Raw genomic sequence first — 26,808 nt, 5'->3', positions numbered from 1 at the left:
AGGTCGGGAAAGGCGCAGCGACAGGGGCTAGCGATTTGAGGTCGCGGCGCGCTGGGTTGTGCCCGTTGGTGCTGACGAAGTGTTGGTGCCACCGCCCAAAGCGATGTACAGGCTTACCAGATTCTGCACCTGAGCACGCTTGACCTCGATGAACGCCTGCTCGGCATCGAACAGGTTGCGCTCGGCGTCAAGCACCTGCAGGTAGTTCACTACGCCTTCGGCGTAGCGTTCCCGCGCGAGGTCGGCGATGCGTCGCAGCGTGGCGACATTTTCTTCTTGCGCGGCGACCTGCTCGGCCAGATAGCGGCGACCGGCGAGGGCATCGGCCACTTCCCGAAAGGCGGTTTCGATAGCGCTTTCGTATTCGGCTACAGCGACGTTCTCACGGGCCTCGGCGACGGTCAGGTTGCCGCGGTTGCGGCCGAAGTCGAACAGCGGCAGGTAGAGGCTTGGCCCGATGCTCCAGGTGCGGTTGTCACGGCTAACCAGATTGTCCAACTCGTTGGAAATATAGCCGAAGCTGCCGGTCAGCGAGATCTGCGGGAAAAACGCAGCCCTCGCCACGCCAATGTTGGCGCGCGCCGCACGCAGGTTCAGCTCCGCACCGAGGATATCGGGGCGTACCAGCAGCAGTTCCGATGGCAGGCCTGCATCCAGCCGCAGCGGTTCGATCTGCTTGGTCAGCGGTAGCGGCGCCGGCAACGGCTGCTCCAGCGGCCCTCCTAGCAGCTGGGTGAGATAGTTGCTCTGCTCGGCACGAATCAGGTGCAGGCTGGCCAGCTCGGTCTTGGCCTGGGTCAGCAGTGCCTGCGCCTGATTCAGATCCAGCGCCGAGGTGATCCCCGCTTCGAAGCGCACGCGAGCGATACGCAGGCCGTCGCGGCGGCTTTGCAGCGTCGCTTCGGCCAGATCGATACGTGCCTCAGCGCCGCGCACGGCAAGGTAGGTCGAGGCCACATCCGCGATCAACGACAATCGGAAGGCGCGTTGCGCCTCGACTGTCGAGAGGTATTGCGTGCGCGCAGCCTCGGTGAGGTTGCGCACCCGACCCCAGAAGTCGAGTTCGAACGCGGAAATGCCCAGCCCTACCGAGAATTGCTCGGTGATCTGGCTGCTCGCCCCCCCGGCTGCTCTCGAGGAAGCGCCGCCAGCCGCACCCGCACTGCCGACCGGAAAGCGACCGCGGCTGGCGTCGGTCGAAGCAGCCAGCGTCGGGTAGCGCTCGGCACCCTGCACGCCGAACTGACCACGGGCTTCTTCGATTCGGGCTACGGCGATCTGCAGGTCGCGATTCCGCCGCAGCGCCGTCTCGATGTAGAGCTCAAGTCTTGGGTCTTCAAGAAACTCGCGCCAGTCGATCTCGGTGGCCAGCACCTCGCCGTCCATTGGGCGATACTCAGTCGGATACTGCGCAGCGGTGGGCGAGGGCGGTTGCTCATGGGACGGCGCGAGCTGGCAGCCCGTCAGGACGCTGATCAGCAGCAAGGGCGCAAACCTAGGCATTGTCCTGCGCCTCCTTTTCCTCGGCTGGGTGCGCCTTGTCTTCGGCGGTCGGTGGTCGACGCTTGGTCAACCAGCGACGCACAGAGAGATAGAAGAGCGGGATGTAGAACAACCCGAGCAGGGTGGCGACAATCATGCCCCCCATGACGCCAGTGCCCACCGCAACCCGGCCAGCCGCGCCGGCACCGGTCGAGAGCACCAGCGGCAGCATGCCGAGAATGAAAGTCAGTGAGGTCATCAGGATCGGCCGAAAGCGCAGACGCACTGCGTTCATTACCGCGTCGGTCAGGTTTTTGCCGTGGCCTTCTTCCTCGATGGCAAATTCCACGATGAGAATCGCGTTTTTCGCCGACAGGCCGATGATGGTCACCAGGCCGACGTTGAAGTAGACATCCGCCGGCAGGTCGCGAATCATCGCAAACAGCACCGCGCCCAGCGCGCCGAATGGCACCACCAACAGGACCGCGATGGGCACCGTCCAGCTTTCATAGAGCGCGGCCAGGACCATCAGCACCACCAGCAGCGACAGCCCCAGCAACAGACCGACTTGTCCGGAGGCCTGCTGCTCCTCCAGCGAGGCGCCGGTCCACTCATAGCTGAAGCTGCCTGGCAGCTCGGATGCCAACCGCTCCATCTCCGTCATCGCTTCACCAGTGGTCGAGCCAGGTGCGGCGCTGCCGGACAAGGTCAGCGCCGGGTAGCCGTTGTAACGCTGCAACTGGGTCGGCCCTTCGGTCCAATCCACGGTGGTGAAGGCGCCAAATGGCACGCTTTCGCCCTGGTCGTTGATCACTTTCAGATCGAGCACATCCTGCGGCGTCATGCGATACGGCGCCTCGGCCTGCAACAGCACCTGCAGGACACGTCCATCACGGTTGAAGTCGTTGGCGTAAGCACTGCCGAAGGCGATCGCCAGCGTTGCATTGACCTCATTGATCGAAAGCCCCAGCGCACGTGCCTTGATGCGGTCGATGTTGACCCGCAGGCGCGGAGCGTCATCGGCGCCTTCTGGTCGCACGTTTTGTAGCACAGGGCTTTCGCTGGCCTTGCCCAGCAACTGATTGCGAGCATTGAGTAAGGCCTCGTAGCCCGCGCCGCCACGGTCTTCAAGCTTGAAGGTAAAGCCTCCGGCGACACCCAGCCCAGGAATCGAGGGCGGATTCAAGGCGAACACGCGGGCTTCCTTGATTTGCGAGAAGCGTCCCATGGCTTCGCGCACCAGTGCCTGGGCGGAGCTGCCGTCTTCGGTGCGCTGATCCCATGGAATCAGCCTTACAAAGGACATGGCATGCGCCTGGCCCTGGCCGAAAAAGCTGAAGCCGTAGACCGTGATAGCGTCCTCGACCAATGGATGATCGGCATAGAACGCCTTGACCTGTTCGACGGCTTCCTCGGTGCGTTCGATCGTTGCACCGGCGGGCGCCTGGATCACCGTCATCAAAGACCCTTGGTCTTCATCGGGCAAGAAAGCGCTGGGCATCCGCAGGTACAGGAAGGCTGTCAGTGCCAGCAAGCCGACAAACGCCAGCAGAAACCAGAGGGGCCGGGCGAGCATGCCGCCGACCGCATGGTGGTAACGGTCGGTGGTGCGCTCCATCCAGCGGTTGAAAGGCCCAAAGATCCGCTGACTCAAACCGGGTTTGCCGTCGTCCGGTTGGCTTGGTTTGAGCAACGCGGCGCAGAGCGCAGGGGTCAGCACCAGCGCCAGCACCGTCGAGGTGGCCACGGCAATCGACAGCGTCACGGCGAACTGTCGATAGATGCCGCCGGTTGAGCCCGGAAAGAATGCCAGCGGCACGAACACGGCGATCAGCGCCAGGGTCGTGCCGATGATCGGTGCGGTGACCTGCTCCATGGCCTTGACTGTCGCCTGATAGGGCGGCAGCTGTTCTTCGTCCATGATCCGTTTAACGTTTTCCACCACCACGATGGCATCGTCCACCAGGGTGCCGATCGCCAACACCATGCCAAACAGGCTCAGCAGGTTGATGGAGAATCCAGCGATCCAGAGCCCGAGGCAGGTGCCCGCCAAGGTGATCGGGATCACGATGGTGGGAATCACCGTGGTGCGCCAGTTCTGCAGGAACAACAGCATCACCAGCACGACCAAGGCCATCGCCTGGAGCAAAGTCACCACCACCTGCTGGATCGATGATGAGATGAACGGCGTTGAGTCGAATGGCACCGTCCAGGCGACGTCCTCGGGAAAGCCTTCGGCCAGTTCGCGCATCCGTTGCTTGACCGCTGCGGCTGTATCCAGTGCGTTCGCCCCCGGGGACAGCTGGACGGCGAGCCCCGCGGCCAGCTGACCATTGAGCTCACTACGCGAGGTGTAGTTCTGTGCGCCGAGTTCGACCCGCGCGACATCGCGCAGCCGTATCGCCGAGCCGTCCGGCGTCGCCCGCAGGATGATCGAGGCAAACTCTTCAGGCGTACTGAAGCGACCACGGGTTTCCAGCGGTGCGTTGATCTCGATGCCTTCCGCCAGTGGCAGGTCGCCGAGGGCTCCGCCGGCCGACTGGCTGTTTTGCTCCTGCACTGCAGCCAGCACGTCGGCGGCGGACAGGCCGAAGCTCGCCAGTCGGTCCGGATTGAGCCAGATGCGCATGGCATAGGCGGTATAGAACTCGCGGATATCGCCGACGCCCTGCACGCGGCGCAACTCATCAAGTACGCGGGTGGTGGCAAAGTGACCCAGCTCCAGCGTGCTCATGGTGCCGTTCTCGGAGAACAGCGAGATAATCAGCAGAAAGTCCCGCGAAGCCTGGAAAACCTGGATGCCTTGGCGACGAACCTCCTCCGGCAAGCGCTGCTCGACCCGGCTCAGGCGGTTCTGCACTTCCATCTGGGCGATGTCGATGTCGGTACCGGCCTCGAAGGTCAGCTCGATCGAGGCGCTACCGTTGGAGCGGCTCGAGGAATCCATGTAGAGGAAGCCTTCGACGCCGTTCAGCTCCTGTTCGATCACCTGGGTCACGTTGGTTTCCAGCACCGACGCGTCAGCGCCGGGATAGGTAACCGCGATGCGCAGCGCAGGTGGGGCGATGCTCGGGTATTGCTCGACCGGCAGTGAACGCAGGGCCAAGACACCGCCGAGCAAGATGCCCAGCGCGATGACCCAGGCGAATACCGGACGACGAATAAAGAACGCAGGGGTCATCGTGCGGACTCGGAAGAGGCCGACGGCTCGGTTGGCTCTGGCGGCTCTTCACGTTCGAAGGGGACGGTTCTCACGGGTGCGCCGTTGCGGACGCTGCCGCCGCCTTCGACGATAACTATGTCGCCGGCCTCGAGGCCATCACGAATGACCCAGTCGCTGCCCTGCAATTCACCCAGCTCGACTTCTCGCGAGGCCACCTTGTCGTCGTTGCCGACCAGCAGGACCCGCGCCGCCTGGTCGTTGACCATGACGGCTCGCTGCGGAATCAGCACGCCATTCGCGCGGGTGCCGGCATTCATCCTGGCCCTCACGAACTGACCGGGCAGGAGCAGGCGGTCCGGGTTAGGGAATTCGGCACGTACAGCCACTGTGCCAGTGGTCTCATCGATGCTCATGGCGTAGAAGTTGACGTACCCGGACTGTGGGTATTTGGCACCGTTTTCAAGGATCAGCTCGACCTCGACCCGGCCGTCCTCCGGTAGCTTCAGTGCGCCGGAGGCGAGCTGTGCACGAATCCGCAACAGATCGGAGCTGGACTGAGCAAAGTTCACATACACCGGATCGAATTGCTCCACGGTGGTCAGCAGGGTGCCCTCGCTGGCGCTGACCAGCGCACCTTCGGTGACCTGAGCGCGGCCTGCCCGGCCTTCGATGGGGGACTCGACGGTGGTGTATTCCAGATCCAGCTCAGCCGACTGGACGTTAGCCTCGGCTTGCGATACGTCCGCCTTGGCCGTGCGCAAAGTCGCCTGCGCGGTATCGTATTCCTGCTGGCTGATGGCCTGTTTGGCGACCAGGCCTTTGTAGCGCCTGACATCCTGTGCGGCGTTCAAGGCTGTTGCCTCTGCGCGTTCCAATGCGGCTTTGGCGGCCTTCAGGTTGGCGCGCATTTCTCGCGGATCGATCTGGAACAGCGGCGTTCCAACCTCGACGTCGGTGCCTTCCTCATACAACCGCTTCTGGATGATGCCGTTGACCCGAGCGCGAATCTCGGCAATGCGCACAGCCTGGACACGTCCTGGAAGCTCGATGATGTTGGGGATCGGCCGAGGGTCGACCGTTATGACTTCCACCTCGGGCGGTGGTGGGGCCGGTTGTTGGCCTTGATCGTCATCGGAGCAGGCCACCAGTAGAGGCGACAGGGCGCCCACCAGCACCGCGTTTTGTAGGAACTGCCTCATTCAGTTTGACCTTTTGGCTCGTGCACCGTCTGCGCCGCGGTATAGCGCGCCGACCTACACTCGACCGCGGTTACCTTGGTGCGGTTCCGGTTCATCGCCCGTTTCGGTTCGTGGTCGGAACGAAATCAGGGCGTGGCGGCGCTCAGGAGCGCGCGGCTGGGATGGGATCGGCTCTGTCTTCACGCGCTTATGCAGCAGCGCTCGATGACACGAGGAGCGGCGATCAGCTTTTCGGCGTATGTACCACAATGTGTTGCTGCGCCTGATCCGGCAGCGCGATGCCGGCCGAGCGCAGCGCGGTGACCAGCGCCTTGCGTACTTCCGAGGCGGTGGTGACGAAATCCGAGCGGCGCGAGTCGCACCAGAACAGCACGTCGAAGACCAGCTGGCTTTCGCCTAGATCGTTTAGCAGGACCTCGGCGTGCGGAGTGGCCAGCACACCGGGCGTCTGTTGGGCGGCGTCACGCATCACGGCACTGATGGCCTCGATGTCGATGCCGTAGTACAGCTTGCAGACCACCTTGCCGCGGCGGATCGGCGCCGCCGTGTTGTTGGTGACGCGCGAAGTGAAGGTCTCGGCGTTAGGGACCAATACGCGGCGCCCGTCGTAGGTGCGGATCTGGGTCGCGCGCAGCTCGATGCGCTCCACGCTGCCCTCGGTTTCCCCGATGATGATCTGGTCGCCGAGCTGGAACGGTCGCAGCGTCAGGATCAATAGACCGCTGACGAAGTTGGAGAGGATGTCCTTCAGGGCAAAGCCCAGCGCCAGACTGGTCAGGCCAAGGCCGGTGGCCAGGGTGCTGGGCTCCAGGCCAAAAGCACTCGCCGCGACGATGATGCCGAGCACCCAGACCGCGTAGTAGCTCACCTGCCGGACCAGATTCTCGACAGTCAGATCATTCGCCAGGTGACCCACGATCTTTTTCATCAGAGCACGAACGCCGGTGGCCAGCCCCCAGAACAACAGCAGGACCAGCAGGGCGGCCAGTACGCGCGGAATGATATTGACCGCTGATTCGACCAGGCGCGCAAAGGCGTTTTCGACGCTGGACTGCACCGAGGTCAAGAACCGTCCACGGTCTGAATCCCGGCGTTTGGCAGCCGTTACCAGAGCCCGGTCGAGTATCGCGGCCCAGTCGCGGGCCAGCCGGTCGAGCGGCAGGCCGTTGGCTTCGGCATCGGCCGGCGAGACCACCATCAGCGGGCGGCCGGCCACGCTGATCTGCAGCCCTTCATCTTCCTCCGACTCGGTTGGCTCAATGCGCGCCCGGGTGATGCCCTTTGGCGTCTCCAATACGGCCGCCAATTGCCGTTCGATCTGCCGTGCCCGTGGCCGCGCTTCGAGTTCTTGGCTGGGGCCGATACGGAACAGCGCGCGGCCATCCAAGCGCACGGTTGCCACGCCCTCCTGAGCCCACACATGCATTGTTGGCAGCATCGACATGCAAAGCAGCGCCAGCAGGGCGAGCGGACGTAGCAGGGCAGGAAGCGGGTTGGCGAGGCGAGAAGACATGGTGATCATCAACATTCGATGGGCAGGGGCCGGAAACGAACAAGCCGCCGGGTGGCGGCGGCCTGTTCATGAATCTTGCAACGTGCCGTTGTGCGTACCGAGGCACCGTGGTTGCAATGCAATCGTCTTTCGTTGGCGTTAGAAAATCAGCGCGAACAAGCCGATCACGACCAACAGACCGATCAGAAAGATGATGCCTACTGTGCTGCCCAGAAACTTCAGCATGAGGATGACTCCTTTGCAATGGGTTCACTAAATCCGACTGGGCAGGGTGGCGAACGTTCAGAAAACCCGGCGGCCGGTCGTGCCCGGTACGCGTGTCAGAGGCTTTTGTAGATCAGCTGCAACCCGGCCAGGAGCATCCCAAGGCGGGCGATCCGGTAGAACAGCTTGTGGTCAATGCGCTTGTGCAGCCAGAGTCCGGCCCAGACGCCGAACGGCACCACCGGCGCCAGCGTCAGGCTGAGCAGCAGGTTTTCGCGGCTGAACTGGCCGAGTGCGGCGTAGGGAATCAGCTTGATCGCATTGGTCATCAGGAAGAACAAGTTGATGGTCGCCACGTAGCGCAGCTTGTCCAGCTGCTGCGGCAGCAGGTGCATCATGATCGGCGGGCCGCCGGCGTGTGCGACAAAACTGGTGAAGCCGGCAAGCGAGGAGAGCAGGGTGCCGCGACCGCGTTGCAGCGGTCGCGGCTTGTCGTTGTTGGTGATCAGCCCCAGCAGTACGAAGCCAACAGCGATTGCGCCCATCATCAGGCCGATCATGCGTTCGTCGAGCATGCCGAAGGTCAGCGAGCCCAGCGCAATGCCGATCAACGCGCCCGGCATCATCACCTTAAGATTCGCCTTGTCCCAGTGCCCAACATAGGCCTTGAGGCCCACGGCATCGGCCAGACAAAGAATCGGCAGCATTACTGCGGCGGCCTGTTTCGGCGATATCGCAAGCGCCAGCAGCGGTACGGCGATACCGCCCAGGGCGCCACCGAAACCGCCTTTGGACAGGCCGGTGAGGAAGATCGCCGGCAGGGCAAACAGCAGGAAATCAGAAAGGGTCATGAGATAGTCAGGGGTGCGGGTCGGAGTTCGGCTGCGCTGTGCATCATCGCATCTTCGCTGGCAATCTTAGTGGTCTTAGACAACCTTACAGTTTTGGCAGAGCGCCGGAGTGGATCGCCCACCGCGGTTCGTGGTCAGCATCTTTAATCGCAAACAGACAGGTGACCCATGACCCCGCTTATCCCGACTCCAGCCGCATCCTCAGCAGGCGGTGCGCCAACCCGTGTGGTGGCTGGTGCTCTGCTGATCCTGGCAACGAGCCTGGCGTGCCTGGCGCATGCGCAGGAATCCGATCCCTTGATCGGCTTGATCAATGAATTTCGTGAGGCCGAGGAAGCCTGCGGAAGCGGCGAAGCCCAGGCGGTCGGGCCACTGGCGCCTAATGCTGCGCTGGCAGTGGCACCCGCCACCAGCGGGGTGCAGTTGCAGCAGGCGTTGCAGGAAGCCGGTTATCGGCCATCCAAACTGCAAGCCATCTCTGTCTCGGGGCCGGCCGATGCGCAAAGCGCCATGCAAGCCCTCAAGCAGCGATATTGCGCACCCCTGCGCAGCCATGAGTTCGCCGAAATCGGGGTGTCCCGTCAGGGCAATACCTGGCAGGTGCTGCTGGCCAAGCCACTGCTATCTCCGGACCTTGGCGACTGGCAGCAGGTTGGCAAGAGCATTCTGCGGCGCGTCAATGAAGCGAGAACACAACCCCGCAAATGTGGTCGTCAGGCCTTCGAGGCGGCACCTGCATTGAGCTGGAACGGCGAACTGGCTGATGCTGCTCTGGCGCACAGCCGCGACATGGCCAAGCAAGACTTCTTCAGCCATCGGGCGCCGGATGGCAGCCTGGTCAGTGACCGCGCCAAACGCGCCGGGTACAGCTGGCAGCGTATCGGCGAGAACATCGCGGCGGGGCAGGGGTCGGCGGATCAGGTCATGGCGGGTTGGTTGGCCAGCCCCGGGCATTGCAGCAACATCATGAATCCGGATTTCACCGAGATGGGCGCGGCCTACGCCATCGACAAGTCCAGCGCCGCCGGTAGCTACTGGACCCAGGTGTTCGGTACGCCCCGCTAGCGGGCTGTCGAGAAAGCGTGGTCAGTTCTGGCTCTCCAGCCAGTTATGCGCTTCGGTGTTCTGGTTCTCGTCGAAGGCCTTGATGGCCAGGCCGGGGAACAGCGCACCCTCGATCTCGCTGGCCCTGCGCAGCCAGTCCTTGTTGGACACTACCGCGCAGCGATCGAAGCGGCGGATGAAGCGGAACAGCTGGGGGATTCGCGCCAGTTCGACACCCATCGCGCCCAGGGTCGGTATATCGAAATCGCCGATGCGATAGAGCATCTGGCCGTGGCTGATGCCCTCTGATTTTCGCATCAGTTCGTCGAGTGCGAAGCGCATCTCGCTGCTGTCGAGTTTGCCGGAGAAATCCACGTCGATGCGGTTGTCACCAATGCGGGTTACATGAAACATGACGAGTCCTCGATGAAAAAATGGGTGCCAGACAAGTAGCCCTGCCATTACCTGACCATAGTCGTTATGCGGCGTTCGGTTGGCCAAATATGTGTCAATTCGACGCTATTTAATTGATCTGGGTCAGTGCATGTCGGCTCGACTCATGAGCGTTCGTGAATGGATCAAACGCCCGTATGACGGGACTTTCAGAAAGATGATCGATGGCTATCAAGTTGCTCCTGTTACAGCCGAGAAGTGGGTAACTGCGACGCCGTCGAGTGATGGCAGCGCTTTACCTTCTCTGTAGTTGGATACACCTATGACCAGCACCTTGGCGAACGTCATCCAGTCTGTATTACGCGGATTGGGTCTGCGTACCATCAACCAGCAATTCTTCTTTTCCTACAGCCTGATCTTTCTCTGCGCGGCACTGACCGCTGGGGTCCTGTTCATGTCCAGCAAGGACGCCAGCCAGATCGACATGGCCGGCGCCCAGCGCATGCTTAGCCAGAAGATGATGAAAGAGGCGCTGTTGGCATCCCAAGGCATCGGTGGGCCTGCGGAGGTGGAAAAGACCATTCAGCGCTTCGAACAGTCGCACCGTCTGCTGCTCAATGGTGACGGCAGCCAGGGCATCGCCCCAGTGGAGCTGGCCAGCGGCAAGCAGGCTCTGGCACGCGTCGACCAGATCTGGCAACGCTATCGCTCCGAGGTGCAGGCGTTGGCAGCAGGTCGGACAATTGACCTGAACACGGTTGCGGCCGATGCAAATGAGCTGCTTGCTGCTACTAACGAAGTGGTGTCGCTGATTTCTGCCGAGGCCAATCGCAGTGCTTCACAGCAACTCTGGGTCGCTATGGCCTCGACGCTGTGCATCCTGTTTCTGGTGATTCTCGGAAGGGTCGCCGGCATGAACTGGCTGATGCTGCAAGTAGATGAGCTCCGTCGCCGGCTGGAAAAGGTCAGTCAGGGTGACTTCTCCGCGCCGCTGCAGGTACGCCATGCTGACGACGAAATCGGCATGATCACCCTTGCCTACAACCGCTTGCTGGTGCAGGTCGGCGAGATGATTAGTGGCGTGCGTCAGGCCGCGGATGAAGCTGATGGACAGTGCGTACGCATGGCGAATCTGGCAGGCGACAGTGCGCGCAACGTCGAGGCGCAGCAGGCCGAGATTGACCAGGTCGCCACCGCCATGAACGAGATGCTCGCCACCTCGCAGGAAGTGGCGCGGAGCACCGTCGAAGCGGCCAGTGCGGCGGATCTCGCCGAACAGGAAACCAGCGCAGGAAATGCGGTGATGAATGAATCGGTCACTGCCATCCGCGCCTTGACTGGCCATGTCGATGGGTTGGCCGGTGTGATGCAGCAGTTGGTGCAGGACAGCCATGAGATAGGCAAGGTGCTCAACGTGATCAGCGGCATCGCCGAGCAGACCAACCTGTTGGCGCTCAACGCTGCCATCGAAGCTGCACGAGCAGGTGAGCAGGGCCGCGGCTTTGCCGTGGTTGCAGACGAGGTACGCAGCCTGGCCAGTCGCACTCAGGACTCGGCCAAGGAGGTCAGTGTGTTGGTCGAGCGCCTGCAGAGCCAGGCCACCCGTGCTGGCGATGCCATGGATGCTTCACGCCAGAGCAGCTCGACGACGCTTACCCAGATCGAAGCGGCGCAACATGCCTTGGGCGAGATCGTTGGTGCGGTGCAGACCATTCGCGGCATGACCAACCAGATCGCGACGGCGGCTGAGGAGCAGTCGCAGGTTGCCGAGGACATGAACCAGTCGCTGACCCGTATCGCTCAGGTAGCCGATCAGGCGGCCAGCGCCACCCACGACACCGCGGCATCAGGCAACACCATCATGCAGAGCATGAACGGACTCAAAGCTCTGACTGGGCGTTTCCGTCTGGAGGCGTGATCGGACTCACGTTGAAGCGGGGAGGTACGGTTTGGAAGAGAGCCGCTCGACGCATCGATGGCTGAGCGGCCTGGGTGCCCCCGCTCAAGATGCGCGGGGACAGCAGGATCAGTCTTGGCGGCTGGTCACTTCCAGCAGGTGATAACCGAACTGGGTCTTCACCGGACCTTGCACCTGGTTCAGCGGGGCGCTGAACACAACAGTGTCGAATTCCTTGACCATCTGGCCAGGACCGAACGAACCCAGGTCACCGCCCTGGCGGCTCGAGGGGCAGGTGGAATTGTCCTTGGCAACCTGAGCGAAATCGGCGCCGCCTTCGATGGCAGCTTTCAGCTCGTTGCACTTTTCTTCAGTGGGAACCAGGATGTGGCGGGCAGTGGCTCGGGCCATGGGGAGTTACTCCGTCTTGAGAAGTCGCTGAGCCTACCGCAATCGGAGGCGATTCGAAACGTCGTAGCCATCAGGCAGCGTTTACGTCGGTCGCCCTGCTCATCTGTGCTTGCAGATAGTGCTGCAGGCGGGTCAGTTCATCCGCAGTGAATGCCAGGCCAAGTTTGCTGCGGCGCCACAGGATGTCGTCGACCTGAGTGGCCCACTCTTCACGACGCAAATAATCAACTTCCTGTGCATATAGATGCTGGCCGAAGTTCTCTCCCAGCGCATCGAGCGAGCGGGCATCGCCGAGCATGCGCCAAACCCGATTGCCGTAAAGGGTCGCCCAGCGTTTGGCGAGCGGTCGATCAATGCCTGTGATCTCGGTCATCAGCTCGTCAGCGAGCGCCTCGGCCGTGCTCATGCCTTCGCCGCCCGGCAACGGGGCACTGGCTGTCCAACTCTCGCCCATGCGGGGAAAGTAGGGCTTGAGTTGAGCCATCGCCGACTCGGCCAGCTTGCGGTAGGTGGTCAGTTTGCCGCCGAAAACGGAAAGCAGCGGCGCCTGCTTTTCTTCTGCCGACAGCGACAGTGTGTAGTCACGGGTGACGGCGGAGGGGTTATCCGATTCGTCATCACACAGGGGCCTGACCCCTGCAAAGCTGTGCAGGATGTCCTTGGCCTTGAGCTGCTTGCGAAAGTGCGTATTGGCGACACCCAGCAAGTAGGCGACTTCTTCTTCGCTGATGCTGACTGTGGCCGGGTCGCCCCGGTACTCCCGATCGGTCGTGCCAATCATGGTGTAACGGTCGAGATAGGGAATGGCAAAGACGATGCGCCGATCCTCGTTCTGCATGATGTACGCCTGCTCGCCTTCGTACAGTTTGGGCACGATGATGTGGCTGCCCTGAATCAGCCGAATGCCGTAGGGCGAACGCTGCTGCAGCTTGTCACTGATGAACTGCGCTACCCAGGGCCCTGCCGCATTGACCAGTGCCTTGGCGCGCAAGGAAAACCGAGTGCCGTCCTGTCGCTGCAACTCGACGTGCCAAATGCCGGCGGCGCGCTTGGCGCTCAGGCACTGGGTCCGGGTGTGGATGTGCGCGCCTTTCTCGCGCGCGGCCATGGCGTTGAGCACCACCAGCCGCGCATCGTCGACCCAGCAATCGGAATATTCGAAACCGCGCTTGATCTCGGCTTTGAGCGGGCTCTCCGAGCCAAAGCGCAACCCCCGCGACGCTGGGAGCTTTTCGCGCTTACCCAGGTTGTCGTACAGGAACAGGCCAGCGCGGATCATCCAGGCCGGACGCAGGTGCGGACGATGCGGCAGTACGAAGCGCATCGGCTTGACGATGTGGGGCGCTTTGGCCAAGAGCACTTCGCGTTCGGCGAGAGCCTCCCGTACCAGGCGAAATTCATAATGCTCAAGGTAGCGCAGGCCGCCGTGGATCAGCTTGCTGCTCGCAGAGGAGGTATGGCTGGCCAGGTCATCGCGCTCGCACAGGTACACCGACAGGCCGCGACCGGCTGCATCAGCAGCGATACCCACACCATTGATCCCACCGCCTATCACGGCAATGTCGTACAGCTCGGAGACGGTCTCGCTCACGGCATCCTCCTCAGGAACGAACATTTATTTTCGAATATGAACATCCTAGCGCAGAAGAGCTTGTCGCTCTACGGTGAATGTTCATTTCTTATATCAAAAGAAAATAATCGAACCTATACGAACTGCCGATTGGTACTGGCATTCCATCATTTGGCCAACAGTTTCAGCTGGCCTGCGCCCTTTTTAACGGCAACGACTGCAGGAGGTGATTTTGATTCACAAAGGTAGGGTGGGCTTTAGCCCACCGTGACGGAGGCGCTGTTTGCAGGTATTGGCTAATGCCCAGCGCTAGGGGAAATTGGCGTCGGGATTGGGTTCGGGCTTGGGGCTGCGTGGTGCAGGCGAGGCGTGAACATTCCTAGCCGCGGGCGCGGCGGGTATCGGCATTGCGCCGGCCCGCCCTTAGAGAGTGGCTCAGTCAGTGACTTCCAGCTTCACATCATGCTGCGCCAGCAAGGCCAGAAAGGCTTCCGGTGGTTGGGCCTCGGTAAACAGCATATCGATCTGTTCAAGCGAGCCGAGGCGGGTCATGGCGCTGCGGCCGAACTTGCTCGAATCTGCAGCAAGAAAGACCTTCCGCGCGTTGTGAATGATGGCTTGTGAGACCCGAACCTCCTGGTAATCGAAGTCCAGCAGGGTGCCGTCTTCATCGATCCCGCTGATGCCGATCAGCGCATAATCGACCTTGAACTGCCCAATGAAATCCGCGGTGGCCTGACCGACCACGCCGCCGTCGCTTCGCACGTTGCCGCCAGCGATCAGTACATCGAAATCCTCCTTGGGGCTGAGGATGCTCGCCACGTGCAGGTTGTTGGTGATCACCTTGAGGTCGCGGTGGTTGAGCAGGGCGTGCGCAATGGCTTCGGTGGTGGTGCCGATGTTGATAAACAGCGACGCCTGGTCAGGGATGTGTGCGGCCATGGCGTCGGCGATGCGCCGTTTCTCGTCACGCATCTGCCGGGCGCGCTGGGTATAAGCGGTGTTCTGTACGCTGGAATCGTGGGCGGCGCCACCGTGGTAGCGGCGCAGCAGGCCGGCCTCGCCGAGCTGGTTGATGTCACGGCGGATGGTCTGGGGCGTCACCGCAAACTGTTGCGCCAGCTCTTCGATGCTGACGTAGCCGCGCTCGCGGACCAGGTCGAGAATGCTCTGCTGTCGTGGGGCCAGACTCATGGAGGCTTCCTTCTTGTCGATATGCCGTGAAGGATGCCGCAGTCTGGGGTTTGATTAAAGAATTGTTCGTTTGCGAATAGGCGCGCCCGGCGCGGTTCAGGACCGGGCCGGGCGCGATGCATGGGGCGCTTGTGCGCTGGGGTTATTCCTCTTCCCAGTCGCGGGTGCGTCCCACCGCCTTCTTCCAGCCTTTATAAAGGGCCTCACGCTTCTCGTCGTCGCAGGCAGGTTCGAATACGCGCTCGATTGTGGCCTTGCTGCGCAACTCATCCAGGCTGCTCCAGAAGCCAGTTGCCAGACCCGCCAGGTAGGCAGCACCGAGAGCGGTGGTTTCCTTCATTTCCGGGCGCTCGACCTGGGTGCCGAGCAGGTCGGCCTGGAACTGCATGAGGAAATTGTTCGCCACTGCGCCGCCATCCACACGCAGTGAACGCAGGCGCTCGCCGGCATCCTGCTGCATGGCATCGAGTACGTCGCGGGTCTGATAGGCGATGGATTCGAGCGCGGCGCGGATGATGTGGTCGACCTTTACACCCCGCGTCAGACCGAACAAGGCGCCACGGGCACGTGGGTCCCAGTAGGGCGCGCCAAGGCCGGTGAATGCCGGTACGAGGTAGACGCCGTTGCTGTCCTGAACCTTGGTGGCGAAGTATTCAGAATCGAGTGAATCGTTGATCACTTTGAGCTCGTCGCGCAGCCACTGCACCGTGGAGCCGCCGTTGAAAATGGCGCCTTCCAGTGCATAGTTCACCTCACCTTTCGGCCCGCAGGCGATGGTGGTGAGCAAGCCATGTTCGGACTGCACGGCCTTGGTTCCGGTGTTCATCAATAAGAAGCAACCGGTGCCGTACGTGTTCTTCGCCTGGCCTGGCTCGACGCACATCTGGCCGAACAGCGCCGCTTGCTGGTCGCCTGCGATGCCGGCAATGGGGATGCCAGTGCTTTGGCCGGAACCGAGATAGGCGTGGCCATAGACCTCGGACGAGGACCGCACCTCCGGCAGCATTTCACGCGGGATATCCAGCGTCTCCAGCATCACTGGGTCCCAGTCCAGCTTGTGGATGTCGTAAAGCATGGTGCGCGAAGCGTTGGTGTAATCGGTCACGTGCGCCTTGCCCTGGGTCATCTTCCAGATCAGCCAGCAGTCCACGGTGCCGAACAAGAGTTCGCCACGACGGGCGCGCTCACGGCTGCCCTCGACGTGGTCGAGTATCCACTTGATCTTGGTGCCGGAGAAGTAAGGGTCGATGACCAGGCCGGTGGTCTTGCGGATGTGATCCTGCATACCGTCACGCTTGAGCTGGTCGCAGATCGGCGTGCTCTGGCGGCTCTGCCAGACGATGGCGTTGTAGATCGGCCGGCCTGTGACCTTGTCCCAGACGATGGTGGTTTCGCGCTGGTTAGTGATGCCGATGGCGGCAACTTGTTCATTGGTGATCCCGGCTTGCGCCAGCGCCTCGACGAACACGCCGCTCTGGGTCGCCCAGATTTCCATGGGGTCGTGCTCGACCCAGCTCGGTTGCGGATAGATCTGCGCAAATTCACGCTGGGCGATAGTCACCACGTTGGCATTACGGTCGAGCACGATGGCGCGGGAGCTGGTGGTGCCCTGGTCAAGGGCGACGATGAATTGCTTGTTGTTCTGATTGCTCATGGTGTCGATTCCTTAACGAGCTTCGTGGGCAGTGACATCGTGTTTGGTGAAGGGGGCGGCCTCGGGCTCAGGCTCGGGGACGGCGCACGCAGCGCCTCCCAGGCCCGGCAGATGCTTGCAGATCAGCGCCTTGTAACCGGCTGCGCCAATGCAGGCACCCAGCACCGGAGCGAGCAGCGGGACTAGGAAATACGGAATGTCGCGTCCGCCCGTGAACGCGACTTCGCCCCAACCGGCAAAAAATGTCATCAGCTTTGGCCCAAAATCCCGCGCCGGATTCATCGCAAAACCGGTCAGCGGACCCATCGCGCCGCCAATCACGGCAATCAGCAGGCCGATCAGCAGGGGCGCCAGTGGGCCGCGAGGCAGGCCGTTACCGTCATCGGTCAGCGCCATGATCATCCCCAGCAGGATAGCGGTAATCACCACTTCCACCAGAAACGCCTGGCCGATGGACAGCGACGGGTGCGGGTAGGTGGAAAATACCGATGCGAGCTGCAGGCTGGCGACGCTGCCGCGGGTTATTTGCTGCGCCTGTTCGAAATCGAAAAACAGGCTGCTGTAAAGACCATAAACCAACGCAGCGGCGCAGAAGGCGCCTGCGGTCTGGGCGAGGATGTAGGCAGGGACCTTGTTACGTTCGAATGTGCCGAACAGCCAGAGCGCAATGGAGACTGCGGGGTTCAGATGCGCGCCTGATACACCGGCGGCAAGGTACACACCCATGCTGACACCGACACCCCAAATAATGCTTATTTCCCAGAGGCCTAGGTCTGCGCCGCCGAGCTTGAGTGCGGCTACACAGCCGGTACCGAAGAAGATCAACAGAGCGGTGCCAAGAAACTCGGCAATGCATTGCCCCCGAAGCGTCGGGGTGGACGGGTTACTCATGCACAGAACCTCTTTGTAGGGCTGTTGTTTTTATGATCCGAATACTGCGAGGGTTCGGAAATGTTCGGAATCGAAAACTTAAAGTCAAAATCTCGGGCTGTCAAAGTAAAAAGCTGAACATTTCAGCGGAAAACTGACGAAAGCACGCCTGCCTTTAAAGAGTGGCAGGATTCTGGCGGGTCGATGATGGGCTTGGCGGGCCTTGGCCGATTAGAACGCGCGCTGGCTGCTGTAGCCTCCCGGCCAATCCTCGCGCGGTCATCGATGCTGTCGGCCCGCAACGCTGGGGAGGCTGGCGGAGAAACCGGTAGGAGGGGTTAGCTGATCAGTGGCTCCTCGACCTGCGCAGCGCCACGCTCGGTTTTTTGCGGCATGGCCTCGAAGCTGTCCGCCTGGGCCATGCTCCAGATTCTGGCGAAGAATTCGCTGTCGATCTTTTTCGCCAGCAGCGCACCGGGCTGAACGAAATAGTAGAGCTGCGAGAACAGCTTGATTTCTGTCGAGCTGACTCGCCGGATCAGGTGGTGCGGGCCCAGTTCAGCCGGGTGCGAGAGACCGGCCGCTGCCAGCAGTTCGGCCAGCGCGTGCACGGTGTTGCGGTGAAAACTGAACACCCGTTCAGCCTTGTCGGGTACGACAAGCGCGCGTTGGCGCAGCGGGTCCTGAGTGGCGACACCGGTGGGGCACCGATTGGTGTGGCAATGCTGTGACTGGATGCAGCCAACCGCGAACATGAACCCGCGGGCCGAGTTGACCCAGTCGGCGCCCATGGCCAGGACGCTGGTGATGTCGAATGCACTGACGATCTTGCCACTGGCACCGATGCGAATGTGCTCGCGCAAGTTGCAGCCGACCAGCACGTTGTGCACGAACAACAGGCTTTCGCGCAGAGGCATACCGATGTGGTTGGTGAACTCCACAGGTGCCGCGCCTGTACCGCCTTCCTTGCCGTCGACCACGATGAAATCCGGATAGATACCGCTCTGCAGCATTGCCTTGACGATACCCACGAACTCCCAGGGATGACCGATGCACAGCTTGAAACCGACTGGCTTGCCACCGGAAAGCTCGCGCAGGCGGGAGATGAAATCCATCAGCTCCAAGGGTGTGCTGAAGGCGCTATGGCTTGCGGGGGAGATGCAATCAATGCCTTCCGGCACGCCGCGGGTGGCAGCGATTTCTGCATTGACCTTGCGCCCTGGCAGGATGCCACCGTGCCCGGGTTTGGCGCCTTGTGAAAGCTTGATCTCGATCATCTTGACCTGCGGGTCCCGTGCCTGAACGGCAAAGCGATCCGGATCGAATGCACCTGTCTCGGTGCGGCAACCGAAATAACCGCTGCCCAGCTCCCAGACCAGATCACCACCGTGCTGTCGGTGGTAGGTGCTGATGCTGCCTTCGCCGGTGTCGTGATAGAAGCCGCCGAGCTTGGCGCCTCGGTTCAGCGCCTGAATAGCATTGCCACTGAGCGAGCCGAAGCTCATTGCTGAGATGTTGAACACCGATGCTGAGTAGGGCTGCGTGCACTGAGGGCTGCCGATTGACACGCGAAACGTCTCGGGATCACTGACTCTCGCAGTGCTGATCGAGTGACCGATGCACTCATAGCCTGTTTCGTAGACATCGATTAGCGTGCCGAAGGGTTTGTCATCCACCTGATTCTTTGCGCGCGCATAGACCAGCGAGCGCTGTGCGCGGGAAAACGGTACACGTTCCTGATCGCTCTCGAGCAGGTACTGACGAATCTCTGGACGGATGCCTTCGACCATGTAGCGGATGTTGCCGAGGATCGGGTAGTTGCGACGCACCGCATGTTCGCATTGGCGCAGATCACGGACACCAATCAGTGAGAGCAGTGCGGTGACGATGAACAATGGCCACACCCAGGGGTGATTCAGAAAGGGCAGGCAAAACACGGCAGTGGCGATGCACAGGACAAGAAAAGCGTAACGGCTGAACAGCGAGAGATTCATCTGGGCACCGGTGTGAGGGCGGCGGACTCGCCGGAAAGGAGGGAGCCTACCGCGCTGGCTGCGCTCCATTTAAGGACGCTTGAACTTCGCGCCTGCTCAATGGTGCAGGCGCGACAGCGTGGCGGGGTCGGGCTTGGCCGCGAAGAACGCGTCGAGCACCGCCTGGAATATGGTTTGCTCAGGCGCGACAGCGGCGAACAGCGTCATGCTCGAGCGCAGCTTCATATCGTCAGGCGAGCCGAGAATCTGCCGCGCCGGCCGCTCGGCATGGGCGAGCAGCGCTTGCGCACACGCTTCCAGGCGAGACCCGAGCAGCGGGTGTTGTGCATAGGCCGCCGCCTCGTCCACATCCTTGATGGCGTAGCGACGCGCCATGTCGCTGTGACCGAGACCTGCGATCTGCGGAAAGATGAACCACATCCAGTGGCTTTGTTTGTGACCTGCTTTGAGCTCCGCCAGCGCCCGGTCGTAAACCGATTGCTGGGCGTCGACGAATCGTTGCAGATCGTGCGGGTCGCTCATGGTGCCTCCCGATTGTTCAGACTGTATGAATCAGAGCCGGGATGGCGCGGTTGATTCCCGAGAAGAATGAGCACGGCGGAGCAAGCCTTTTCAGCGCTATGCCATGCTCAGCTGGCGTCGCCCAAGCCTGCGAGTCGAGCATCGGCGATATAGAACAGCTCGCCGCCGCGCACTGAGACGTCATTGGCGGGGTTGATGATTGGTTGGGTCTGGTCCTTGGCGCGGTAGCCGATGAGCGTCGCGTTGTGACGGTCTTTCAACTGCTTGTAGAGCGAGCCCACCGTGCTTTCGAAGCTCTCGGGTAGCAGCAGCCGATACTGTGTCGCGCCCTGGCCGACGCTGAGCAGTTCGTTGATGATCACCGAGGAGCCTGGGTCCTGAGACGAACGCACCAGCATTTCGATGGCCATGCTGGAAGTGCACTCCAGTTTCGGTGCGTAGCTGCGGGCAAGTCGGGCCGTCTCGCTGCTGCTGAAGTGCGCAACCACATGGCCGACCGGGTTGAGCTGATTGATGGTCAGCACCACGGCCAGCGTCAGGTCGTCCGAGCCGGTGCGCACCAGTGTGCGTTCGGCGCCTTTCACTCCGGCGCGCTGCAACAACGCCAGGGACGACAGACTCTCGCCATGGATGAACTCGGTTTTGCCTGGCATCGGGTTTTCTTCGAGCAGCGTGTCGCAGATGACGATCAGGTGATCATTGGAGGTTTCGTCCTCGTGCAGCAGCTCGACGACGCGCTCGCTGATTTCGCCTTCCCAACCGATCACCACGGTATGGCCCGTGCAGGTGGCGAACGTCCCTTTGCCTTTCATGCCTTTCCTCCAGACTGCGATTATGGAATTGGTGGTTTTGCCGATGATGGCGGTCAGCAATGCGATGCCGCCGATCATCAACCAGGTGGAAACAAATATGCGTCCGCCAGCGGTTTGCGGCGAAAAGTCACCGTAACCGACGGTCAGTGCCGTGGTGAGATAGAAATAGACAAAGGTCTTCAACTCGGTGAGCGGCGCTTCGGCGAACAGGCGCAGGCCGAGATAGGACACGCCCGCGTGCACCACGAGTGCAACTAATAGTGCGGCCCAGCCAAATTTGCTGGTAGCCGCGGCCAGTTGCCTACGCAACTGAAGGATGATCGACATCGGCCCTGACTCCATGGCTTGCGGTGATCGCTGCCGTAACGAGGCGCTGTAGAGCCCGGTCACGCTATAGACTGCGGCATCCTAAGGGCCGAGGCCGCTGCTGGCCAGCCTCGATACCCGCGATGGGCAGTCATCAGGCCCGAACAGGACGCTGAGCCGCAGGGCCGGCAGGTTCTGCGAACTGTCTAGCGCTGCTCGCGAAAACAGCTCTGACACAGCCTGAATTTACGGGCAGCCATCGGCATGGCTTTGCCACAGCCCTTGCAATTGCGGTTGTCGCCCGACACGCGGCGGCGCTCCGAACTGCGTGGCTTGCGCTGTCGTGACAACTCGCGGGTGATGGCGCCATTGAGCAGACTGCGATGCTCTTCGGCCTGCTCCAGCGCCGGAAAGTGCGCCGGCAGCGTGCGCGCCAGGTGCAGGTAGGTTTCGATGACGTGCAGCGAGCTTTCCAGCGTCGCCAGGTCTGCATCGATGATCAGCCGTGGCAATGGAATCTCTTTGTCCTGCGCGACCTTTTTCAGCCATTGCTGGGCGAAAACGGCGGCCGGGCTGTCGAGACCTCCGCGGATTGGCGTGCAGGCAAATATCCAGCGCAACGGCAGATCGATAGTGGGGTCGTCGATCAGCTTGATCCACTCCGCCAGCTCGTCGGGCAGGATCGAAATGAATTCGTCACCGTAGTTGATGTTGCGGTTGAAGGTCAGCCAGGCCCGGAGCAGGCTAGGTTCGTTCATCAGCTCGGCGATGGCCTGCAAGTGTTCGATGGACGGCCGCACCTGGAATTGAGAGAGGTCGACCGGTTGGTCGGCGCTGTGGAACAGCTGCTTGATCGACTGCAGCGTTTGCCCGTCGAGGGCGGTGATGACCCCGCTGGCGTGATGGCCGAAGCGTCCGGCGCGGCCGCCGATCTGCTTGACCTCCTGGACCTTGAGCTGACGATTCTGGACGCCGTCGTACTTTTCATCGGTGTAGAAACACAGCGTATGTGCTGGCATGTTCAGGCCCATGCCCACGGCATCGGTCGCGACCATGATGTCCGCCTCGCCTTCGCGAAAGCGGCGCGCCTGCTCGCGGCGCACTTCAGGCGACAACGCACCGTAGACCACTGAGACGCTTTTGCCGGTCATCTCCAGCATCGCCTTGAGTTCCAGTACCGTCCTGCGGCTGAAGGCGACCAGCATCGAGCCGGCGTCCAGCTGCTTGAGGTTGGTCGCGCGGCGGGCCACATCGACTGGCGACAGGCGTTTGGTGCGCTTGATTACCAGCTGGTCTTCGCACAGGTCGCACAGGGTTTTCAGCGACGGCTGGATCAGCTCCGGGCCGGTCATGATCAGGTCCTGGGTATAGGCACTGACCAGCGCATCGACCCAGGCCCAGCCGCGCTGTGAGTCGGCCATCATCTGCACTTCGTCGATCACCACCACGTCCCATGACTCGCGCCGGAAGCGCGCGAATTCCTCGACGGTGCAGCAGTAGTGGGTGGCGCCCTCGCGGATGATCTCTTCCTCGCCAGTGACCAGCGAGCAGGGCACGCCCATGGATTCGATACGCTCCTGGTTTTCCAACGCCATCAGCCGCAGTGGTGACAGGTAGATGGCGTGGGTCACGCCGGTCATGGCCTGGATCGCCTGGTAGGTCTTGCCGCTGTTGGTCGGACCGAGCAGGGCGGTCCAGGTGCGGGTGATGCGCCTGGCAGCGTAGAGCTTGTGGTAATGGACGAAGCGCGGGTTGTTCTCCAGCAACACGGCGAAGGCCATTTTCTCGCGGTTGTCTTCGCGGGCGAAGCGAATGGTCCGGCGCAGCTTTTTCGGCTCCATCATGAAGACTTCGGTCAGGCGCTTCTCACCGAGTAGCTGCAGGTCGAAATCCTGCGCTTCCTCGATCATCATCTCGAACTTGGCGTGCATGGCTTCGCGATCTTCGCGCTTGAGTTCGGCGACTTCCTGATCGCTGAGCACATGGCCCTGACCGCCCGGAATGCGCCGCTGCATGTCCAGCGCTACCTCGCCATGGCGCAGCTCTACGACATAGCGCAGGTCGTGCTTGACCTCGTTGACGATATCGACGGCGCGCGCCGCGAAGTCATCAATGCGTGCCAGCCGGACGGGCAGGCGCTCTAGACATTGGGCTTTCTGTTCATCGCTGAGGCTCGCGAAGGGCTTCTCCAGCACATGCAGGCGGTCGCGGACCAAGGTCTGCACCGCCGCGCACACGTGGCGTTCAAACTCATCGACAGAGCGGCTTGCGTCGATGCGCAGTGCAAACTCGGGCTCGAGCAGGTTCTGCACCGGGCCGCAATTCAGCGATTTTTCGACACCAAAGATATCCACTGTGCAACTGAAGTCGTTCACATCCCGGTTCAGCAGGCGGCCTATCAGGCTGGCAGGTTCGGCATTCTCGAGGTTCGCCTCGACGGTTGCCTGGTCCAGCCCGAGCCAATACAACCGCGCCGCGCGGCCAATCGCCGGCGGTTGGTGGCCGAGATAAGTGCTGAACCACTTCTCCTGATGATTTTTCTTTGGTGTGAAGTCGGGGTGACGTTCTGTCGCCCAGCTCAGGAAGCGTTGTAGCCTTTCAAGGCTGGAACTTTGGCGGTGTTTGGCTTCGGCCTTGCGCATGATCGACGCCTCTCTGATCAGATGTGCTGCAAGTTTGGACAATCGAGCCGCGCAATACGAGCGGTACGGCAGGCGTCCATGCGTCGGCTCGCAGACGAACGTATGGGGCTGCTCGGAGTCGCAAATCCTATACCCCCGAAACCGACTCGCGGGAGACAACGGCTATGGTGCTTCGCAACGGAGAAAGCAGCTGCTCAGTACAAGCTGTTCCAGTAGATGTGGGGCTGTCATGGCGCGTTGACGACCTGCTCAATCGCATCTTAATGCTCGGAATGCTGATGCTGGTCGGTGTCGGAAGCGTTCAGGCTGAGGATCTGAAGCACCCCAGCAATCTCCTGCGGGTTACCAACTATCCTGGCGGCCTGGCGATAGCCGAACTTTCCCGCTGGCGTGAAGCAACGCCGGAGATAAAAGACATCAAGATTCCATCCAGTGCCGACGACAGTGAGCAGGCGGCGCTGTTCTACGACTCCGGTTCAGCCAAGGAAAAGCCGCTGCTCATGGTGCTGCACAGCTGGAGCACCGACTACCTGCAGAACATCGACATTCCGCTGGGCCAGTTCGCGATTGCGAACGACTGGGTGTTCATTCACCCGAACTTCCGGGGTCAAAACGATGGTCGTCCCGAATCGACCGCCTCCGATCTGGCCATTTCCGACATGCAGGACGCGCTCGAATATGCGCGAGAACAGGCTGAAATCGACGAGTCGCGGATTTACCTGCTTGGCTATTCGGGCGGTGCGATGAATGCACTGCACCTGGCGAGTCGTCATTCCGATGTGTTTGCTGGCGTTGCGGCTTGGGTGCCGGTTTATGACCTGGTGACCTGGCACCAGTGGAACAAGGCGCGCGGCGAAAAATATGCGGGCGAAATCGAGCAGGCCTGCGGCGGCGAGCCGACCCAGGGCTCCAACGCCTTCGATGAATGCCGCAAGCGCAGCCCGAGTCGCTATGTACCGGAGGTGGCGGGCGATGTTCGCGTGCTCATCGCCCATGGCATCGACGACACCACCGTCCCGCCTGAGCAGGCGCTTCATGCCTTCAACGACCTGACTAAGGAAGAGGATCGAATCCCTCAGGAGCAGATCGATCAGCTGATGGAGACTCGCCAGGTCCCAGATGCATTGCGCCAACGATCGGCCAAGGGCAGCGATGAATTCCCGCAATTCGCCGAGGCGGACGCTGATGTGTTGCTGTACCTGAAGTCGGGGCCTACCGAGCTGGTGCTGTTCGAAGGCGAGCACGACATGCTTTACCGGCCTGGGCTGGAATGGCTTTCTCGTCAGCAGCGGTGATGCAAGATTCAGATCGATACAAGGACTCCGAAGTCGCTATGACCAATCAACACCTCAGCATGTCGAGTCACCTTTGCAGGCGGGTACTGGCGGCCTGCGGTCTGGTCGGATGGATGGTTTCCGCGGTCAACGCGGCGGACCAAGACTGGTCCAGCGTCACCGAGCCGCTACCCGGCGAGCCGCGAATCATCGGTAAGCACGGCGCGGCGTGTCTGGCCGGCGCGGTACAGCTGCCGCCCGAAGGTGTTGGTTATCAGACGGTCGATATGCAGCGTAACCGTCACTACGGGCATCCCGCCCTGCTTGATTACATCCAGGACCTTGGCCACCGGCTGGATGGGGCTGGCATCGGGCCCATGCTCGTCGGCGATATGGCGCAGCCGCGCGGCGGCCCGATGTCCTATGGGCACGTTAGCCACCAGAGCGGTCTGGACGTCGACATCTGGTTCCGTCTAGATCTACCGCCGCTGGCCCGCAGCGAGCGCGAGGACCTCGAACAACCCATCTTGGTCGACGAAACCACCGGGGTACTGGACGGCAAACGATGGACCGATCAGCACGCCGAGCTGATCCGCCTTGCCGCGCAGGATCCGCGGGTGACGCGCATCTTCGTCGACGCTGCGGTCAAACGAGACCTCTGCGAGCGTGAGTGGGACGACCGCTCCTGGCTGCAGCGCATCCGCCCGTGGCCGTTTCATGACGAACACTTGCATGTTCGTCTGCGCTGTCCGGAGGGTTCGCCAGAATGTGTCGATCAGCCACCGCCGCCACCGGGCGAAGACTGTAAAGCAATTCTCCCGACCCCGCGTCCCGTAGCAATGGCCAGCCCAAGTCGCCGCCTGCCCGCTGCCTGCGCCGCTGTGTTCAGTCAGTAGACGGCTGGAATGCGAAACGTAACGGGAGCGGTCCGGTGAGTATCGCCAGCGAAAAATTCTCCGTTCTGCTCGGCACCGCCGGTTGGAGCTTGCCGCGCGAGCAATGGCCGGCGTTTCCAGCGGAGGGCACGCACCTGCAGCGGTACGCGGCTCGTTTACCCGCGGTCGAGATCAACAGCTCGTTTTACCGTGCCCATCGGCCCGCGACTTACGCCAAGTGGGCGGAAAGCGTGCCGGTCAGTTTTCGTTTCAGCGTCAAGGTACCCAAGCAGATCACCCATGAACGGCGGCTGGATGGCTGCGATCAATTGATCGAACAGTTTCTGCAGGAGTGTGGCCATTTGGGCGACAAGCTAGGCTGCCTGTTGGTGCAGCTGCCCCCTTCGCTGGTTTACGAGCCGAGCGTCGCCCGTGCATTCATCGACTCGTTGAGAGCACGTTATGACGGGCGGGTGGCGATCGAGCCTCGCCATCCGAGTTGGCTTGATGCCAAGCCAGTGCTTCAGAGCGCTCGAATCGCACGGGTCGCGGCTGACCCAGCGCCTTTTCCGGCGGCGGCCGAGCCGGGCGGTTGGGATGGCTTCAATTATCACCGTCTGCATGGATCGCCGCGCATCTACTCCTCCTCGTATGGTGATGATTGGCTCGACCGCTTGACCGAGAGGCTGGCAGAGCGAAGCGCTACGCAACCAGCGGACACAGCCAGCTGGTGCATTTTCGACAACACCGCCAGCGGGGCGGCGACCGCTAATGCGCTAGCACTGCAGCATCGCCTCAAGCAGATCTGACCCTGCTCGCAAGGTGGCGACACAAACCGAAATGGTCTTAAGGCAAGGCCAGCCGGTACGGTCTGGGTTTTCCGCTACCGTTGAACAGTCGTCTCACTGAGCAGGAACGCCTCCATGAACAAGACGTGT

20 protein-coding genes are annotated in these 26,808 nt (G+C 61.7%); 5 read left to right on the top strand and 15 right to left on the bottom strand.

The window, feature by feature from the left end; translation table 11 throughout:
- Positions 1-27 precede the first annotated feature (27 nt).
- The 5 genes from AAGW23_RS08405 to AAGW23_RS08385 form a co-directional block, all read right to left on the bottom strand.
- Positions 28-1,503 carry an efflux transporter outer membrane subunit gene (locus AAGW23_RS08405; RefSeq protein WP_342406022.1) on the bottom strand — a complete coding sequence of 492 codons (1,476 nt, stop codon included), beginning with the start codon at positions 1,501-1,503 and terminating at the stop codon, positions 28-30.
- A complete protein-coding gene (locus AAGW23_RS08400) occupies positions 1,496-4,663 on the bottom strand; it encodes a multidrug efflux RND transporter permease subunit (protein ID WP_342406021.1) in 3,168 nt (1,055 codons plus the stop codon). The genes AAGW23_RS08405 and AAGW23_RS08400 overlap by 8 nt, the downstream gene beginning before the upstream one ends.
- Positions 4,660-5,844 carry an efflux RND transporter periplasmic adaptor subunit gene (locus AAGW23_RS08395; RefSeq protein ID WP_342406020.1) on the bottom strand — a complete coding sequence of 395 codons (1,185 nt, stop codon included), beginning with the start codon at positions 5,842-5,844 and terminating at the stop codon, positions 4,660-4,662. The genes AAGW23_RS08400 and AAGW23_RS08395 overlap by 4 nt, the downstream gene beginning before the upstream one ends.
- Positions 5,845-6,067: 223 nt before the next feature.
- Complete coding sequence (locus AAGW23_RS08390; protein WP_342406019.1) at positions 6,068-7,357, bottom strand: mechanosensitive ion channel family protein; 1,290 nt, start codon at positions 7,355-7,357, stop codon at positions 6,068-6,070.
- Positions 7,358-7,677: 320 nt separating this feature from the next.
- The gene (locus AAGW23_RS08385) at positions 7,678-8,412 is read right to left on the bottom strand and encodes a sulfite exporter TauE/SafE family protein (protein WP_342406018.1); all 735 of its coding nucleotides are present in this window, start codon (positions 8,410-8,412) and stop codon (positions 7,678-7,680) included.
- A 168-nt stretch (positions 8,413-8,580) separates the two neighbouring features.
- Between AAGW23_RS08385 and AAGW23_RS08380 the strand changes: the two genes are divergently transcribed.
- A complete protein-coding gene (locus AAGW23_RS08380) occupies positions 8,581-9,477 on the top strand; it encodes a CAP domain-containing protein (RefSeq protein WP_342406017.1) in 897 nt (298 codons plus the stop codon).
- 21 nt (positions 9,478-9,498) lie between these two features.
- Here AAGW23_RS08380 and AAGW23_RS08375 read toward each other — a convergent pair whose 3' ends face one another.
- Positions 9,499-9,870: an STAS/SEC14 domain-containing protein gene (locus AAGW23_RS08375; RefSeq protein ID WP_019340982.1), complete on the bottom strand. Its 372-nt coding sequence runs from the start codon at positions 9,868-9,870 to the stop codon at positions 9,499-9,501.
- A gap of 301 nt (positions 9,871-10,171) precedes the next feature.
- On the opposite strand from AAGW23_RS08375, the gene AAGW23_RS08370 reads away from it, so the two are divergent.
- The gene (locus AAGW23_RS08370; protein WP_342406015.1) at positions 10,172-11,767 is read left to right on the top strand and encodes a methyl-accepting chemotaxis protein; all 1,596 of its coding nucleotides are present in this window, start codon (positions 10,172-10,174) and stop codon (positions 11,765-11,767) included.
- Positions 11,768-11,875: 108 nt separating this feature from the next.
- Here AAGW23_RS08370 and AAGW23_RS08365 read toward each other — a convergent pair whose 3' ends face one another.
- The 9 genes from AAGW23_RS08365 to AAGW23_RS08325 form a co-directional block, all read right to left on the bottom strand.
- Positions 11,876-12,157 (bottom strand): peptidylprolyl isomerase, encoded by a 282-nt coding sequence (locus AAGW23_RS08365; protein ID WP_019340980.1) that lies wholly within the window; start codon positions 12,155-12,157, stop codon positions 11,876-11,878.
- A gap of 70 nt (positions 12,158-12,227) precedes the next feature.
- Positions 12,228-13,772, bottom strand: coding sequence for a glycerol-3-phosphate dehydrogenase (gene glpD, locus AAGW23_RS08360; RefSeq protein WP_342406012.1), 1,545 nt, complete (start codon positions 13,770-13,772; stop codon positions 12,228-12,230).
- Positions 13,773-14,162: 390 nt separating this feature from the next.
- Positions 14,163-14,921: a DeoR/GlpR family transcriptional regulator gene (locus AAGW23_RS08355; protein ID WP_342406011.1), complete on the bottom strand. Its 759-nt coding sequence runs from the start codon at positions 14,919-14,921 to the stop codon at positions 14,163-14,165.
- A gap of 142 nt (positions 14,922-15,063) precedes the next feature.
- Positions 15,064-16,575 (bottom strand): glycerol kinase GlpK, encoded by a 1,512-nt coding sequence (gene glpK / locus AAGW23_RS08350; protein WP_342406010.1) that lies wholly within the window; start codon positions 16,573-16,575, stop codon positions 15,064-15,066.
- A gap of 12 nt (positions 16,576-16,587) precedes the next feature.
- A complete protein-coding gene (locus AAGW23_RS08345) occupies positions 16,588-17,466 on the bottom strand; it encodes an MIP/aquaporin family protein (RefSeq protein ID WP_342406009.1) in 879 nt (292 codons plus the stop codon).
- Positions 17,467-17,783: 317 nt separating this feature from the next.
- Complete coding sequence (locus tag AAGW23_RS08340; protein ID WP_342406008.1) at positions 17,784-19,439, bottom strand: FMN-binding glutamate synthase family protein; 1,656 nt, start codon at positions 19,437-19,439, stop codon at positions 17,784-17,786.
- Positions 19,440-19,535: 96 nt separating this feature from the next.
- Complete coding sequence (locus tag AAGW23_RS08335; RefSeq protein ID WP_342406007.1) at positions 19,536-19,961, bottom strand: DUF1810 domain-containing protein; 426 nt, start codon at positions 19,959-19,961, stop codon at positions 19,536-19,538.
- Positions 19,962-20,068: 107 nt separating this feature from the next.
- On the bottom strand, positions 20,069-21,100 hold the full coding sequence (locus AAGW23_RS08330) for an ion channel (protein ID WP_342406005.1): 1,032 nt from the start codon (positions 21,098-21,100) through the stop codon (positions 20,069-20,071).
- A gap of 185 nt (positions 21,101-21,285) precedes the next feature.
- The gene (locus AAGW23_RS08325; protein WP_342406004.1) at positions 21,286-23,721 is read right to left on the bottom strand and encodes a helicase-related protein; all 2,436 of its coding nucleotides are present in this window, start codon (positions 23,719-23,721) and stop codon (positions 21,286-21,288) included.
- Positions 23,722-23,885: 164 nt separating this feature from the next.
- Here AAGW23_RS08325 and AAGW23_RS08320 point away from each other — a divergent pair, with 164 nt between their 5' ends.
- Genes AAGW23_RS08320 through AAGW23_RS08310 form a run of 3 tightly spaced genes read left to right on the top strand, consistent with a single transcriptional unit; the run spans position 23,886 to position 26,679 of the window.
- Positions 23,886-25,016: an alpha/beta hydrolase family protein gene (locus tag AAGW23_RS08320; RefSeq protein ID WP_342406003.1), complete on the top strand. Its 1,131-nt coding sequence runs from the start codon at positions 23,886-23,888 to the stop codon at positions 25,014-25,016.
- Positions 25,017-25,054: 38 nt separating this feature from the next.
- The gene (gene mepA / locus AAGW23_RS08315; protein ID WP_342406001.1) at positions 25,055-25,891 is read left to right on the top strand and encodes a penicillin-insensitive murein endopeptidase; all 837 of its coding nucleotides are present in this window, start codon (positions 25,055-25,057) and stop codon (positions 25,889-25,891) included.
- 35 nt (positions 25,892-25,926) lie between these two features.
- The gene (locus tag AAGW23_RS08310; protein ID WP_342405999.1) at positions 25,927-26,679 is read left to right on the top strand and encodes a DUF72 domain-containing protein; all 753 of its coding nucleotides are present in this window, start codon (positions 25,927-25,929) and stop codon (positions 26,677-26,679) included.
- The last annotated feature ends 129 nt before the right edge of the window (positions 26,680-26,808 follow it).

This window comes from Stutzerimonas chloritidismutans (assembly GCF_038562055.1).
Taxonomy (GTDB): Bacteria; Pseudomonadota; Gammaproteobacteria; order Pseudomonadales; family Pseudomonadaceae; genus Stutzerimonas; species Stutzerimonas chloritidismutans_A.
This window is presented reverse-complemented; position numbering and strand designations above follow the sequence as displayed.